Here is a 14,537-nt window from a genome sequence, read left to right as displayed (position 1 = left end):
TGGGAGCCCGCGTACATGTTCCTGAGCGCGCAACCGCCGGCAGCAGGTGAAGGCTGACGCCGTGACGATACAGGCCACCCATCGTGCGATCGACGCTGTCTGGCGGATCGAATCCGCGAAGGTCATCGCTCACGTCGCGCGGATCGTGCGCGACGTGGGGCTCGCCGAGGAACTCGCGCAGGACGCGCTGGTGGCCGCGCTCGAGCATTGGCCGGACGCGGGCGTGCCCGACAACCCCGGAGCGTGGCTGATGACGGCCGCGAAGAACCGCGCGCTCGATCGCCTGCGCCAGGAAGCGCTGCATGCGCGAAAGCGCGAGGAGCTCGGCCACGATCTCGACGCGATCGAAGCGCACGTGGTGCCCGATTTCGTCGATGCGCTCGACGCCGCGCGCGCCGACGACATCGGCGACGATCTGCTGCGGCTCATCTTCACCGCGTGCCATCCGGTGCTGTCGACCGATGCGCGCGTCGCGCTGACGCTGCGCCTGCTCGGCGGCCTCACCACCGACGAAATCGCGCGCGCGTTTCTCGTGCCGGAGCCGACCATCGCGCAGCGGATCGTGCGTGCGAAACGCACGCTGTCGGCGGCGCGCGTGCCGTTCGAGGTGCCGCAGGCGGACGCGCGCGCGGCGCGGCTCGCGTCGGTGCTGCAGGTGATCTACCTGATTTTCAACGAAGGTTATTCGGCCACGGCCGGCGACGACTGGATGCGCCCGACGCTATGCGAGGAGGCGTTGCGGCTTGGGCGCGTGTTGAGCGGACTCGTGGCCGACGAGAGCGAGGTCCACGGTCTCGTTGCGCTGATGGAGATTCAGGCGTCGCGTACGCGCGCGCGCACCGACGCCCAGGGGCGCCCGGTACTGCTGCTCGATCAGGATCGCAGCCGCTGGGACCCGCTGCTGATTCGCCGCGGCCTCTCCGCGCTGGACAACGCGCATGCGCTCGGCGGCGAGAGCGGGCCGTATGCGTTGCAGGCGGCGCTCGCCGCGTGCCATGCGCGAGCGCGCCGCGCCGAGGACACCGACTGGGCGCAGATCGTCGCGCTCTACGATGCGTTGGCGCAGGTCGCGCCGTCGCCGGTAGTGGAGTTGAATCGCGCGGTCGCGGTGGGGATGGCGTTCGGGCCGGCGGCCGGACTCGAGATCGTCGATGCGCTCGCCGCCGGTTCGGCGCTCGCGAATTATCACTGGCTGCCGAGCGTGCGCGGCGATCTGCTGGTCAAGCTTGGACGCGTCGACGAAGCCCGCGCGGAGTTCGAGCGCGCCGCGGCGATGACGCGCAATACGCGCGAGCGCGAGTTGTTGCTGGAGCGTGCGCGCGGGCTCGCGGATTGAGGTTGGCACATTGGTGCTCACGCACACGTCAGTGCCGCCTCAACGAATCAGCTGCCGCACCCCCAAAGCAACGATCAAGCCGCCGCACACACGATCCACCCACACCTTGCCGCGCCGATAAGCCGACGCGATGCGCTGATGCGACAGCGCCAGCGCGACGAACCCATACCAGCTGCTCGCGACGACGAACACCATGCCGAGCATCGCGGCGAAGGTGCCGGTACTCACATGCGCTGGCGCCGCCGACGAAAATACCGCGGCAAAAAACGCCATCGACTTCGGATTCGCAATGTTGGTCGCGAAGCCCTGCGCGAACGCCTGCCTGAAGCCGCCCGCCGGTGCCTTGACGAGCACCGCTTGCCGCGCCGCCGAGGCATTGAAGATCAACCGCCCGCCGAACCACAGCAGGTAACACGCGCCCACGATCCTGACCATGAGCGCGAGCCACGGGAACGCGGCGAACACGATGCCGACGCCAAGAATCGCGCAGCTGGCCCAAAACAGATTGACGAGCACGATACCGGCGACCATCGCGAGCGCTTCGATGCGCGTCGCCGAAGCGGCCTTGTGCGCGACCGCGACGAAGTTCGGGCCCGGACTCACCACGCCCGCGATATACACGGAAAACACGCCGACCACGGCGGACCCATCGATCACGACACACTCCCGATTGCAAAGCTCTGGGTGAAAAGTAACGCGAGCATCCCGCTCATAGCCCGAAGAACGCCGCGCCCGCGGTCAAGACGCCCACTCCCGCGACGAGGTACGACAGATTGCGCAGCCAGTTCTTGCGCGTGAGCAGCGTGATCGCGCACAGCGCAATCGCGACCTGAATCAGCAGCGTCGCCTGAGCCCAGCGATGATGGCCGTGCAACAGCGTTTCGCTGCGCGTATCGGCGGCGACGACCTGTTTTTCGATCGCTTCTGCGTTCGCGCGGATCGGCTCCTTCTGCTGCTTGTATTTCTCGACGTCGGCGACGAACTTCGCGTGCGCGTCGCTATTGGGCGCCGACAGCGCCGCGCCGAGTTCCGCGAGGTTTTCCTTTTCGCCCTTCGCCTGGTAGTAGCTCCACTGGTTCGACGCTTCGGTCTTCTTGATCGCGGCTTCGTTCTTGAAGAACAGCGCGAGGTTTTCGGCGTTGCCGCTCTGGTACGCGCACAGCGCGCCGATCGTCGCGAGGATCGCGGTCATCACGGCCATGCGGCTCGCGAACGGATCGGCGTCGTGATGTGCGGCGTGGCCGGCGTGTTCGACGGCATGGTCGTGCGGACCGTGTACTTCATATTCTTCAGACATCAGATTCTCCGAGGCAATGCTTTTGTCGTTCTCGCCGGACGGCGTGGGCGCCCGGCGGTCGCAATCTTAGCGCGTCGCGGACGCCCGGAGGCCGCAGCTTCAATGCACCGTGCCAGAGGGACGGTTATTGCATGCGGATCACGACGCGCCCGCGCGTGCCGGCGGCGACCGCCTCGTAGGCTTCGCGCGCGCGGGCGAGCGGGAATTCCTGCGCGATCGCCGGGCCGCTCAGCTTGCCGTTGTCGAAGCCCTCGACGAGCGCCGTCATCAGCGGCGCCGATTCCGCGACGCCGAGCTTAGCGCTGTCGACGCCGAGCAATTGCGTCTCGTTGTGATAGAAGTCGATCAGATCGAACTCGACGCGGCGCTTGCCGGTCCCGCTGATTTCGAGCACGCGGCCGCGCCGCTTCGCGAGACTCAGTGCGGTCTCGAACGCGACACCGCCTACCGTGTCGTACACGACTTCCGCGCCCGCGCCGCCGGTCAGTTCGCGCACGCGTGCGGCCGCGTGTTCGTCGAACGCCACGTAGGCGTCGATCAGGCGGCCCGCGGGCGTGGCGGGATCGAGCGGCCGGCGGTCGACGGCGATCACGCGCGCGCCGCGTGCTTTCGCGATCTGCACGACCGCGCCACCGACACCGCCGCTCGCGCCAAGCACGGCAATGGTCTCGCCGGCCTGCAACTTTGCGTATTCGACGGTGCCGAGCCACGCGACAACGAAGTTCACGCCGATGGCCGCTGCCTCGACGTGGCTCAACGCCACGGGCTTGCGCGACAGCGCCGCGACCGGAATGCTGAGGTATTCGGCGTGCGTGCCGTCGCGCGTGAAGCCGATGTCGCCGCCGGTCCCCCACACCTCGGCGTCGAGCCACGCGGCCGGGCCGTCCACCACCACGCCGCTGAAGTCGCGCCCGGGCGTGCGCGGCAGCACCGTATGTTCGAAATGGCCGGACACGTTCTTCACGTCGCTCGGATTGACCGAGGCCGCCATGACCCGCACGACCGCATGCTCCGCGTCGGCCTGCGGCGTCGGCAGATCGACGTATTCGAGCACTTCGGGGTTGCCAAAAGATTTGAACTGGATCGCTTTCATCGTGCGTGGCTCCGGTTGGACTTGCGCCGCGTTGCGCAGCGAATGCACCGTAGTCTAAATGACGCGAGTAAAGTTATCAGGACAACGGCTTTCAGATTTCGGGCAACCCGCGCGCCGGGTACGCGATCACCCATGCTCTAACCCGCCTGACCCGCCTCGTCGGCCTTCGGCGTCTGAGCATGCCGCTGGTGTTCGGCGGCCAGAAACATGTACATCGCCGGCACGACGAACAACGTGAACAGCGTGCCGATCGACATCCCGGTGAAGATCACGAGTCCCATTGCGTTGCGGCCCGCCGCGCCCGCGCCCGACGCGATCACGAGCGGCACCACACCGAGCACCATCGCCGCGGTCGTCATCAGGATCGGGCGCAGCCGCACGCCCGCCGCTTCCTCGACCGCTTCGCGCTTCGCGCGACCTGCGCGCTGCAGTTCGTTGGCGAACTGCACGATCAGAATGCCGTGTTTGCTGACGAGCCCCATCAGCGTGACGAGGCCGACCTGCGTGTAGATGTTCAGCGTCGTCAGGCCGATGTTGATGAAGATCAGCGCGCCGAACAGCGCCATCGGCACCGAGATCAGGATGACGACCGGATCGCGGAAACTCTCGAATTGCGCCGCGAGCGCGAGGAACACGATGATCGTCGCGAGCAACAGCGTGATGACGAAGCCGCCCGACTCCTGCACGAACTGGCGCGACTCTCCCGAGTAATCGGCCGAGTAGCCGGCGGGCGCGACCTGCGCGGTCGCCTGGCGCAGAAAATCGAGCACCTGGCCTTGCGAGACGCCCGGCACGATGACGCCGGAGATCGTCGCCGAGTTCAACTGCTGGAAGTGGTTGATCGATTCGGGCACGACGCTGTGCCGCAGATGCGCGACCGTCGACGCCGGAATCACGCTGCCGTCCGGCGTGCGCAGATAGTAGTCGAGCACCTGCGACGGATTGAGCCGGTCGGTTTGCAGCACCTGCGGAATCACCTTGTACGAGCGTCCCGCAATCGAGAAGTAGTTGACGTAGCCGCCACCCAGCGCCGAACCGAGCGCCTGTCCGACGTCGCTTTGCGACAGCCCGAGCGAGGCCACCTTGTCGCGGTCGACGACGAGCACCGCTTCCGGCTTGTCGATCTTCAGGTCGCTATCGACGAAGAAGAACATGCCGCTTTCTCGTGCTTTTTCGAGCACCGCTTGTGACACCTCGTTGAGGTTTTCGAACGGCTCGGTCGTGCTGATCACGAACTGCACCGGCAAACCCTGCGAGCCCGGCAGCGGCGGAAACTGGAACGCGGCGACGCGCGCCCCCGCGATCTGATTCCACTTCTGCTGCAACTCCTGCTGCAGCACGGTCGCGTTCTTGCCGCGCTGATCCCAGGTCTTGAACAGCACGCCGCCGATGCCCCGGTTGATGGTCGGCGAGCCCGTGAGCTGGAACATCTGCGAGTATTCGGGCAGCGACTTCGAGGCGTCGAACACCTGGTCGGCGTAGGTCTGCATCTGCTGGATGGTCGCGTTGGGCGGCCCGATGATCTGCGACAGCACGACGCCCTGGTCTTCCTGCGGCGCGAGTTCCGACTTCGAGGTCATGAACAGATACACGGTGCCGCACAGCAGCAGCGCGCCCATGATCACGAACACAGGCCAGGTATCGAGCGTCGCGTGCAACAGGCGGCCGTAGCCGCGATGCACGCGCTCGAACTGGCGGTCGACGAAACGCGTGAAGCGCCCTGACTGCTGCTCGGCGCGGAAGAAGCGCGAGCACATCATCGGCGACAACGTGAGTGCGATCACGCCCGACACCGTCACCGCGCCCGCGAGTGTGAACGCGAATTCGGTGAAGAGCGCGCCCGTCAGCCCGCCCTGGAAGCCGATCGGCGCGTACACGGCGATCAGCACGACGGTCATCGCGACGATCGGGCCGCCCAGTTCGCGAGCGGCGATCAGCGCGGCGTCGAACGGTGTCCTGCCTTCGTGCTTCATGTGCCGATCGACGTTCTCGACGACGATGATCGCGTCGTCCACGACGAGCCCGATCGCGAGCACGAGTGCGAGCAGCGTGAGCAGATTGATCGAATAGCCGAGCACCTGCATCACGAAGAACGTGCCGATCAGCGACAGCGGCATCGCGATCAACGGCACGATCACCGCGCGGAAGCTGCCGAGAAACAGGAAGATCACGATGGTGACGATCACGAGCGCTTCGACGAGCGTTTTGATCACTTCCCTGATCGCGGTGTTGACGAAGTCGGTCGCGTCATAAACGATGTCGCCCGTCATGCCGGTCGGAAACTGCTTCTGCAGATCGGGAAACAAGGTTTTCACGCGCTTGGCTACGTCGAGAATGTTCGCGTCCGGCGCGACCTTGATGCCGATGAACACCGACCGCTTGCCGCTGAACGCGACGTTGAAGTCGTAGCTGTCGGCGCCGAGCACGACGTTCGCGACATCCTCGAGACGCACGATCGAGCCGTTCTTCTGCTTGACGACGAGCTGCTTGAAGTCGTCGACGGTATGCAGGTCCGTGCCCGCTTCCAGGTCGACGCTGACCATTTGCCCCTTCGTCGTGCCGAGCGTGGCGAGATAATTGTTGTTGCCGAGCGCGGTGTACACGTCACTCGCGCTCACGCCGTGCGCGGCGAGCCGCGCCGAGTCGAGCCACGCGCGCATCGCGAACTGCCGCCCGCCGAGCACTTCGGCGGTCTGCACGCCCTGGATCGAATCGAGCTTTGGCTTGACCACGCGCAGCAGGTAATCGGTGACGTTGTTGCTGGGCAGCACGCTGCTGTAGAAGCCCATGTACATCGCGTCGGTGGTCTGCCCAGTCTGCACCGTCAGCACCGGCTGCTGCGCCTGCGGCGGCAACTGGTTGCGCACCGAGCCGATCTGCGTGTTGATCTCGGTCAGCGCGCGGTTCGCATCGTAGTTCAGACGCAGCGTCGCGATGATCGTCGACACGCCCGTGATGCTCGTCGACGAAATGTAGTCGATGCCCTGTGCCTGCGCGATCGCCGCTTCGAGCGGCTGCGTGATGAAGCCGGCGATGGTGTCCGAGTTCGCGCCATAGTAGGCCGTCGTGATCGTGACGACCGCGTTCTCGGTCTGCGGATACTGGCTGACCTTCAGCACCGCGAGCGCGCGCAACCCGAGCACGAGGATCAGCAGGCTCACGACCGAAGCGAGTACCGGCCGGCGAATGAAGATGTCCGTGAACATGATCGGGTGGCCTCGCTTATTGTTCCTGCGGCGTCGGATTCGGACTGTCCGACGGCTGCACGCGGTTGTCGATGATCAGCGGCGTGCCGTTCTTGAGCTTGATCTGGCCGCTCGTCACGACCTGCGTGCCGTCGTCGATGCCCTTCAGAATCGCCACCTGGTCGCCGCGCGTCGGCCCCGGCGTCACGAACACCTGCTGCGCGACGGGCAGCGTCTTGCCCTGCGCGTTGGGCTGCGTGCCGGGCTTCACGATGAACACGGTCGCGCCGTACGGGTTGTAGGTGATCGCCGTTTGCGGCAGGGTCAGGTAGCGCTGTTCGGCGCCCGAGTCGATCTTCACGTTCGCGTACATGCCGGGCAGCAGTTTGCGCTCGCGATTGTCGACGCTCGCTTCGATCTGTACGTTGCGCGTCGCGCTATCGATTTTCGGGCTCATCGACTGGATCTTGCCGGTGAAGGTTTTCCCGCTGTACGCGTTCGTATCGACGTTGACGGTCGCGCCGATCGCGAGCTGGCCGAGCTGTTGTTGCGGTACCGAGAAGTCGGCGTAGATCGGATCGATGGCTTGCAGCGTGACGATCGCGTCGCCGGGATTCAGATATTGCCCCGGATTGATCGTCGTGATGCCGAGGCGCCCCGCGAACGGCGCACGAATCGTCTTCTTGTCGACGAGCGCCTGCTGTTGCGCGACCTGCGCCTTCTTGCCCTTGAGGTCGGCCGCATCGGCGTCGAGCTGCGCCTTCGCGATCGCCTTGATGTCGTACTGCGCGCGGTCGCGCTCGTAGACCGTCTGCGCGAGTTGGGCCGCGGCCTGCAACGATTGCAGCAGCGCGACGTCGCTGTCGGCGTTGAGTCGCACGAGGATCTGTCCGGCTTTCGCTTCCTGCCCCGACACGAACGCGACCTCGCGCACGAGGCCGGCGACTTCGGTCGTCACGTCTACGCCGCGCACCGCGCGCAGGCTGCCGACCGCCGCGAGCTGCGGCTGCCACGACTGATAGTGGATCACCACCGCCGAGACCGTGGCGGGCGGCGCGGAGTTCGCCGCCATGAACTTCGCGAACATGTGCGCGCGGAACAGGTTGAAACCGACCAGCGCGGCGAGCAGCAGGCCGACGCTGATCAACATGATCACCATCCGCTTTGTCATCGGTTTTCTTTCGGCCATCGTGATGTCCTTGCTCGGCTTGGGGCGAGGGCTGGGGTTGCGTCAGGGCACGGTCAATGTGGCGTTGCGGCGGTTGCCGTCGTTGCTGATGGCGACGACGTGTTCGACCCGCTCGCCGACGCGGCGGCCGGCGCGGCCGCGGACTCGGGCGCGGCGGCATTCCACCAGCCGCCGCCGAGCGCCTGGAACAGCGCCGCCGTGTCGGCGTAACGCGCGGCCTGCGCCTGCGCGAGACTCACGACCGTTTGCTGATACTGGCGTTGCGCGTCGAGCAGCGCGAGGTAGCTGACGCCGCCGACCCGATACTGTCCGCGCGTCAGTTCGAGCGAATCGCTCGCGGCGCGCGACGCGTCGGTCTGCGCCTTGAGGCCGGTTGCGTCGTGTTCGAGCGCGCGCAGCGTGTCCGCAACGTTCTGGAACGCGAGCAGCACCGTCTCGCGGTATTGCGCGCCGGCCTGCTCGTAGGCGGCCTCGGCCGCGCGCTTCTGCGCGCTCAGCTGGCCGCCGTGAAAGACCGGTTGCAGCAAGCCCGCGCCGATGCTCCAGATCGTGCTGCCGGCCCTGAGCACCTGCGCGGGCGTCAACGCTTCGGCGCCGTAGCTCGCGGACAGCGTGATCTGCGGATACATCGCCGCGGTCGCGACGCCGACCTGCGCGCTCGCCTGATGCAGCGTGGCGTCGGCGGCAAGGATGTCGGGGCGCTGGTGCACCAGCGACGACGGCAGGCTCACGGGCAGCGTGTCGGGCAGCGAGAACATGTCGAGCGTGAAGTCGGGCACCAAGGTATCGCTCGGCAGCTTGCCGGCGAGTACTGCAAGCTGATGGCGCGCCTGATCGAGCTGCTGTTGCAGCGGCGGCAGCGTCGCGCGGGTCTGCGCGAGCAGCGTTTCCTGCCCGAGCACGGCCGTGCGGCTCACGCCGCCGAGTGAGAATTGTTGGTCGAGCACGTTCAGCTGCTGCTCTTCCTCGGTAGCGATCCGCTCGGTCGCGTCGATCTGCGCGCGCACCGACGCTTCCTTGACCGCCGCGGTCACGATGTTGGCCGATATCGTGAGATAGGCGGCCTGCAGCTGGAAGCGCTGATAGTCGATCTGCGCATGCAGCGCTTCGAGTTCGCGCCGCGCGCCGCCGAACACGTCCAGCTTGTACGAGACGTTGACCGACGCGTTGTAGAGATTGAATTCCTCGACGAGGCCGGGCTGGCCGAACGCGATGCCGTTGATCTTTTCGCGCGTGGCGCTCAGTTGCGCGTCGACGCTCGGCAGCAAGGTGCCGCCGGCTTGCGCGGTGTAATTCTCGCGAGCCTGTCGCAACGCCGCATGCGCGGCGGCCATGTTCGGACTGTTGGCGATCGCCTCGCGGATCAGCGCGTCGAGCGGCTCGCAATGAAACAGCGTCCACCACGCGGCGGGAATGTCCTGGGCCGGCGCGAAACGCTGCGGCAGGCCTGCGGGGCCGGGCGCGGAGGCGGTCTGGTCGGGCAGCGGCGTGGTGGTGAAGGTGTCGGTGGCCGGCGCGGGCGGCGCGTGGTAGTCGGGGCCGACCATGCAGCCGGCCAGCGCGACGCAGCTGCACAGCGCAACGTAGAGGCGCCGCCAGACAATCCGCTGACTCACGTCGATCATCGATCTACCTTGTATCGCCAATGGCGGGTGGACCGGACGAAGATGTTCAGGGCACCCGAACGTTCTTGGAGTTGTCTTGCCGACGCTGGAATTTACCATGCACGGCGCGAACCGCGCTTGACCTCGCGTTCGCTGGCCGACGAAGGTGGATACGAGATCACGTAGGAGGGTGATGATGGCAGGCGGTGCTACCGCTGTCTGCCACGCCCGGCGCGGCATTCATGAAAATTTCACGGATTCGGGCACGCGGTTGGCTCGGTTGGGGATACCCATGGTGATCCAGTTTCCGGGACCCACCCGTGCTCGCTCATTTGCCTCCGTCGGCGCCGCGCTGGCGCGGGCGGGTGTCGCGTATGGGTCGAGCTTTGTGTTTGGCGAATATATCGCGCTTGGCGAACTGGTCGAGTTGTTGCCTGGTTATCGATCGTCTGGTTTTACGGGGCCTCGTCCGCCGCTCGGCGCTGCGCGATCAGATCGGCGAGCCGCTCGATCTGCTGCCCTTGCGCATCGAAATTGCCCGCGTCGAGCCACCGCTCATAGCACGAGCGCAATGCCGGCCACTCGCTGTCGATGATCGAAAACCACGCCGTGTCGCGATTGCGCTCGCGATAGACGATCGCCTGCCGGAAGATCCCCTCGAACGTAAATCCATAGCGCAACGCGGCCTTGCGCGACGGCTCGTTTAGCGAATCGCATTTCCATTCGAAGCGCCGATAACCGAGCTTGTCGAACACTTCGCCTAGCAGCAGGTACATCGCATCGGTCGCGATGCGCGTGCGCTTGAGCCGCGGCGAATACGTGACGTGGCCGACTTCGATCACGCCGTTGGCCGGATCGATCCGCATCAGCGAGAGCGTGCCGACCGGCTTGCCCGTCGCCAGGTCGATGACCGCGTAGTGCAGCGGATCTTTCGATGCCGCCATCTGCGTCAGACGCTCACGATAGGCCGCGAGGCTGTCGAACGGGCCGACCGCCAGATAGGTCCAGTCGCGGCCGTCGGTGGCCGAGCCGTACGCGTCGAAGAGGTCGGCCGCGTGGCGCTCGACGTCGACCGCTTCGAGCCGGCAATAGCGGCCGCCCAGCGGCTCGTGGCCCGGCGGCTGCGCGCCGTGCCAGCCGGGCAGGGGCGCGCCGATTGGCTGGCCGTAGGCGTTACGTGTGGGTTCCATGTCTGTTCTCCTGTCGATGAATGGGCGATGCCGGAGGATGCCGATGCGTGTCGATGCAGGAACGATACGGCAAACGTGGTATGTTCAAAAGATCCACGACATGCTTATTCGATAGGTCCAGCCACCATGATCGAAATCATCGGACCGCTCGTCCATGCGGACGACGCGTTCGCCGCGAGCGGGGCCAGCGGGGCCAAGCGGCCCGCGCCGCTGCAAAAGCAGCTGATCGAACGTCTGCAGCAGGCGATTCTCGCCGGTCGTCTGCCGGCCGGGTCGCTGCTGCCGTCGTCGCGGCTGCTCGCCGCCGAAATGGGCGTGTCGCGCAACACGGTCGTGATCGCTTACGAGCATCTCGCCGCGGTCGGCTACGTGATCGCCGATCGTCAGGGCACGCGCGTGAGCCCGCTGTCGAGCCCCGCCGCGCGAGGCGTGCGGGCGGCGGCGTCGGGCGCGCCGGAGGTCGTATACGCGGCGCGCGTCGAGCAGTTCGCGGCGTCGCACAATCACGCCGACAACGGGTACGCGCTGACCCCCGGCACGCCCGCGCTGGACCGTTTCCCGCTTGCCGCGTGGCGGCGCGCGCTCGAACGTGCGATGGAGCGCGCATTACCGCGCGCGCTCGGCTACGGCACGCCGGCCGGCGAGCCCGCGCTGCGCGACGCGATCGCCGCGCATCTGCGGATGGCGCGCGGCGTGCGCTGCAATGGTTCGCAGGTCGTGATCACCGAAGGCGCGCAGGAGGCGCTGAACCTGTGCGTGCGACTGCTGACCAATCCCGGCGATATCGCATGGATCGAGGACCCCGGCTATCGCGGCGCGAAGGCCGCTTTCAACGCGGGCGACTTGCGCACGCTGCCGATTCCCGTCGACGCCGAAGGCATGGCGGTGCCGGCCGACGCGTGGCACACGCATCCGCCGAAACTCATCTACACGTCTCCCGCGCATCAGTATCCGACCGGCGCGGTGCTGTCGGTGGCGCGGCGGCTCGCGCTGATTGCCGAGGCGCGGCGCTGCGGCGCGTGGCTGATCGAGGACGATTACGACGGCGAGGTGCGTCACACCGGCGAGCCGATCGCGAGCATGCAGGGCCTCGTCGACGAGGCGCCCGTGCTGTACGTCGGCTCGTTCAGCAAGACGATGTTTCCGGCGCTGCGCATCGGCTTCGTCGTGCTGCCGCGCGCGATCGCCGCGCACGCCGCTGTTGCGCTGCAAGAGATGCTGCGCGGCGGGCATCGGCTGGAGCAGCTGGCGCTCGCGCATTTCATCGAAAGCGGCGAATTCGGGCGGCATCTCGGGCGGATGCGGCGGCTGTACCGCGAGCGGCAGCAGGCGCTGCGCGACGCGCTTGCCGAGCATTTTCCGGCGGCGACGATTCTTGGCGGCGATTGCGGCATGCATCTGACGCTGCGGCTGCCGGCGTCGCTCGACGATCGCGCGCTCACGGCGCGGGCGCAGGCGTTGGGGTTGAATCCGCGCGCGCTGTCGGGGTTTTCGATCGGGGCGTCGGAGCAGACGAACGGGCTCGTGATCGGGTATGGCAATACGGAGGCGGAGCGCTTGGGGCCCGCGGTGAAAGCGCTGGCGGAGGTGGTGCGGCAGATGGAGGGCGAGGCGCGACCGGCTGCGAGGCGCTCGGCAAAACGGGGCGGAAAAACCGTCGTCCGGCCCCGCAAAAAACCCACCCCGCCACGCCGTACGCCCGCCACTCCGGGCATGTAAGTTTTACGTTTGTCCGCCTGGCCCATGTCGCGCTATCGTGTCGTATGCGCGGCGACTTCGCAGTTCCGATGTGCTGGTTTGCCCGCATGTGCTGCGGTTGCCCGTCCCGTCGCGCGGCGGGTGTGGCGCCAGCGATGGGCACGAACAATGCGTTCAGTGTGGTTATCGATGACGATCTATCCGACCGGAGACGACATGAAGGAAATCGAACCGACCCCGTGGTTTGACCTTACCATCCATACGCCCGTACGCGAAGGCTGGTACGAAGTGCAGTTGGCGAGCGGGGACACGGCGTTTGCAAAATTTGGCGACGGCGTGTGGACCGAAAAGCCGTTGCTCGTATTCACGCACTGGCGCGGCCTGTCCGCCGATCCCTCGAAAGCCGCGGACGGCGCGGCCGAGTCGGTCGGCGCCGAAGCCACCGCGGCGCAAGGCGTGCGCGCCGCCTGGAACGCGTTCTTCCCGGGACTCGGCGACGAGCAGCACAAGCCGCTCAATGCGGTGCCGAACGGCAAGGCGCCACATTGAGGGTCCCTTGAAATTCGTTTGAAGTCCGGTCGGGCGGCGGCTTGTGGGCCGCCGCCCGGTAGCTCGATTCGGCAGCAATCCGCGCGTGGTTCGAATCGCTCTCGTATCGCTCGGGCCTGCGCCGCATCGCATTTCTTCCGCCCCGCTACAATCAGCGCATCCTTTCGACGCCATCACGATGCTATGAACGCCACCCGAGAAACCGTGGAATTGTCGCGCGCGACTCAACTGCTCAATCACGGACCCGTCACGCTGATCACGAGCGCACACGATGGTCGTTCGAACGTGATGGCCGCGTCATGGGCGATGCCGCTCGACTTCAATCCGCCGAAGGTGGTGGTGGTCGTGGATAGCCGCACGCTGACGCGTCGCCTGATCGAAGCGAGCGGCGTGTTCGGGCTGCAGTTGCCGAGCCGCGGTTTCGCCGCGCAAACGCTCGCGGTCGGCACGCACGCGGGCGTCGAACTCGACAAGTTCTCCGCGTTCGATCTCGAGACCTTCCGCGCGCAAAAAATCGGCGCGCCGATGCTGGCCGGCTGCATCACCTGGATGGAATGCAAGGTGATTCCGGACGACAGCCAACGGCACGATCTGATCATCGGCGAGGTGGTCGCCGCGTATGCGGATAGCCGCGTGTATTCGCGCAACCGCTGGCATTTCGGCGACGATCCCGACCTGCGCACATGCCATTACGTGGCCGGCGGTACCTTCTTCGCGACGGGCGATGCATTCGAGGTGGCGCCCGTCGCGACGTCCGCGCAGTGACCGGGCTTAGGTGCTCCGTTCGGTTTCGCCTTCGGCGAATGCTTTGAGCGCGTCGCCGGCGAGACGATAACGTACCCATTCGCTTTGCGGATTCGCGCCGATCGACTTGTAGAAGCCGATGGCCGGCTCGTTCCAGTCGAGCACGCTCCATTCGAATCGACCGCAGCCCGTTTCGCAGGCGATCTGCGCGAGATGGCGCAGCATCTGTTTGCCCGCGCCGCTGCCACGCGATGCGGGCGATACGTACAGGTCTTCCAGATAAAGCCCCTGCTTGCCGAGCCACGTCGAATACGAAAGGAAGTACACGCAAAACCCGACTGGCTCGCCGTTCATGTCGCAGATCAGCGCTTTCGCGGGCGCGCCCTCGGAAAACAGGCTCTTCTCGATGTCTTCGACGCCGGCGACGACTTCGTGCTCGGCTTTTTCGTAGATCGCGAGTTCGGTGATGAAGCGCAGGATCAGGGGGGCGTCGGAAGCGGTGGCGGGGCGGATGTGGATCGTCAAGGTCTAGTGCTCGGTGAGTTCGGTGATGACTGCCGGCCGGCGGGCGCTACGCGCCAAATGCGCCGGCTTCGGAACAGACTCACATCGTAGCAAAGAGCCAAAGGCCCCGCCGCGAACAGACCGGGAC

12 protein-coding genes are annotated in these 14,537 nt (G+C 66.4%); 4 read left to right on the top strand and 8 right to left on the bottom strand.

Annotated elements, in window-relative coordinates:
- Positions 1 to 61: 61 nt before the first annotated feature.
- Positions 62 to 1,336, top strand: coding sequence for an RNA polymerase sigma factor (locus tag OKW41_RS03040; protein ID WP_429444577.1), 1,275 nt, complete (start codon positions 62 to 64; stop codon positions 1,334 to 1,336).
- A gap of 39 nt (positions 1,337 to 1,375) precedes the next feature.
- Here the strand turns inward: OKW41_RS03040 and OKW41_RS03035 are convergent, their stop codons facing one another.
- The 7 genes from OKW41_RS03035 to OKW41_RS03005 all read right to left on the bottom strand — a co-directional run bounded on the left by OKW41_RS03035 (position 1,376) and on the right by OKW41_RS03005 (position 10,894).
- A complete protein-coding gene (locus OKW41_RS03035; protein WP_429571540.1) occupies positions 1,376 to 1,993 on the bottom strand; it encodes a LysE family translocator in 618 nt (205 codons plus the stop codon).
- Positions 1,994 to 2,045: 52 nt separating this feature from the next.
- Positions 2,046 to 2,633, bottom strand: coding sequence for a DUF4337 domain-containing protein (locus tag OKW41_RS03030; protein WP_184030515.1), 588 nt, complete (start codon positions 2,631 to 2,633; stop codon positions 2,046 to 2,048).
- A 124-nt stretch (positions 2,634 to 2,757) separates the two neighbouring features.
- Positions 2,758 to 3,726, bottom strand: coding sequence for a quinone oxidoreductase family protein (locus tag OKW41_RS03025; RefSeq protein WP_187616152.1), 969 nt, complete (start codon positions 3,724 to 3,726; stop codon positions 2,758 to 2,760).
- Positions 3,727 to 3,863: 137 nt separating this feature from the next.
- Positions 3,864 to 6,932 carry an efflux RND transporter permease subunit gene (locus OKW41_RS03020; protein WP_429571539.1) on the bottom strand — a complete coding sequence of 1,023 codons (3,069 nt, stop codon included), beginning with the start codon at positions 6,930 to 6,932 and terminating at the stop codon, positions 3,864 to 3,866.
- A gap of 16 nt (positions 6,933 to 6,948) precedes the next feature.
- Positions 6,949 to 8,100, bottom strand: a complete 1,152-nt coding sequence (locus OKW41_RS03015; protein WP_429571538.1) for an efflux RND transporter periplasmic adaptor subunit — start codon at positions 8,098 to 8,100, stop codon at positions 6,949 to 6,951.
- Positions 8,101 to 8,153: 53 nt separating this feature from the next.
- Complete coding sequence (locus OKW41_RS03010; RefSeq protein WP_429571537.1) at positions 8,154 to 9,725, bottom strand: efflux transporter outer membrane subunit; 1,572 nt, start codon at positions 9,723 to 9,725, stop codon at positions 8,154 to 8,156.
- Positions 9,726 to 10,159: 434 nt separating this feature from the next.
- Positions 10,160 to 10,894: a GNAT family N-acetyltransferase gene (locus OKW41_RS03005; RefSeq protein ID WP_429571536.1), complete on the bottom strand. Its 735-nt coding sequence runs from the start codon at positions 10,892 to 10,894 to the stop codon at positions 10,160 to 10,162.
- Between the two features lie 126 nt (positions 10,895 to 11,020).
- On the opposite strand from OKW41_RS03005, the gene OKW41_RS03000 reads away from it, so the two are divergent.
- The 3 genes from OKW41_RS03000 (at position 11,021) to OKW41_RS02990 (ending at position 13,906) form a co-directional block, all read left to right on the top strand.
- Positions 11,021 to 12,613: a PLP-dependent aminotransferase family protein gene (locus OKW41_RS03000; RefSeq protein ID WP_429571535.1), complete on the top strand. Its 1,593-nt coding sequence runs from the start codon at positions 11,021 to 11,023 to the stop codon at positions 12,611 to 12,613.
- Positions 12,614 to 12,808: 195 nt separating this feature from the next.
- On the top strand, positions 12,809 to 13,141 hold the full coding sequence (locus OKW41_RS02995) for a hypothetical protein (RefSeq protein WP_187611589.1): 333 nt from the start codon (positions 12,809 to 12,811) through the stop codon (positions 13,139 to 13,141).
- Between the two features lie 183 nt (positions 13,142 to 13,324).
- Positions 13,325 to 13,906: a flavin reductase family protein gene (locus tag OKW41_RS02990; RefSeq protein ID WP_429571534.1), complete on the top strand. Its 582-nt coding sequence runs from the start codon at positions 13,325 to 13,327 to the stop codon at positions 13,904 to 13,906.
- Positions 13,907 to 13,912: 6 nt separating this feature from the next.
- On the opposite strand, the gene OKW41_RS02985 is transcribed toward OKW41_RS02990, so the two are convergent.
- Positions 13,913 to 14,410, bottom strand: coding sequence for an N-acetyltransferase family protein (locus OKW41_RS02985; RefSeq protein ID WP_429571533.1), 498 nt, complete (start codon positions 14,408 to 14,410; stop codon positions 13,913 to 13,915).
- Between the last annotated feature and the right edge of the window lie 127 nt (positions 14,411 to 14,537).

The organism is Paraburkholderia sp. UCT70, from assembly GCF_050434085.1.
Lineage (GTDB): Bacteria > Pseudomonadota > Gammaproteobacteria > Burkholderiales > Burkholderiaceae > Paraburkholderia > Paraburkholderia tuberum.
Note: the sequence above shows the minus strand (reverse complement) of the source record. Positions and strands in the feature narration are given on the sequence as shown.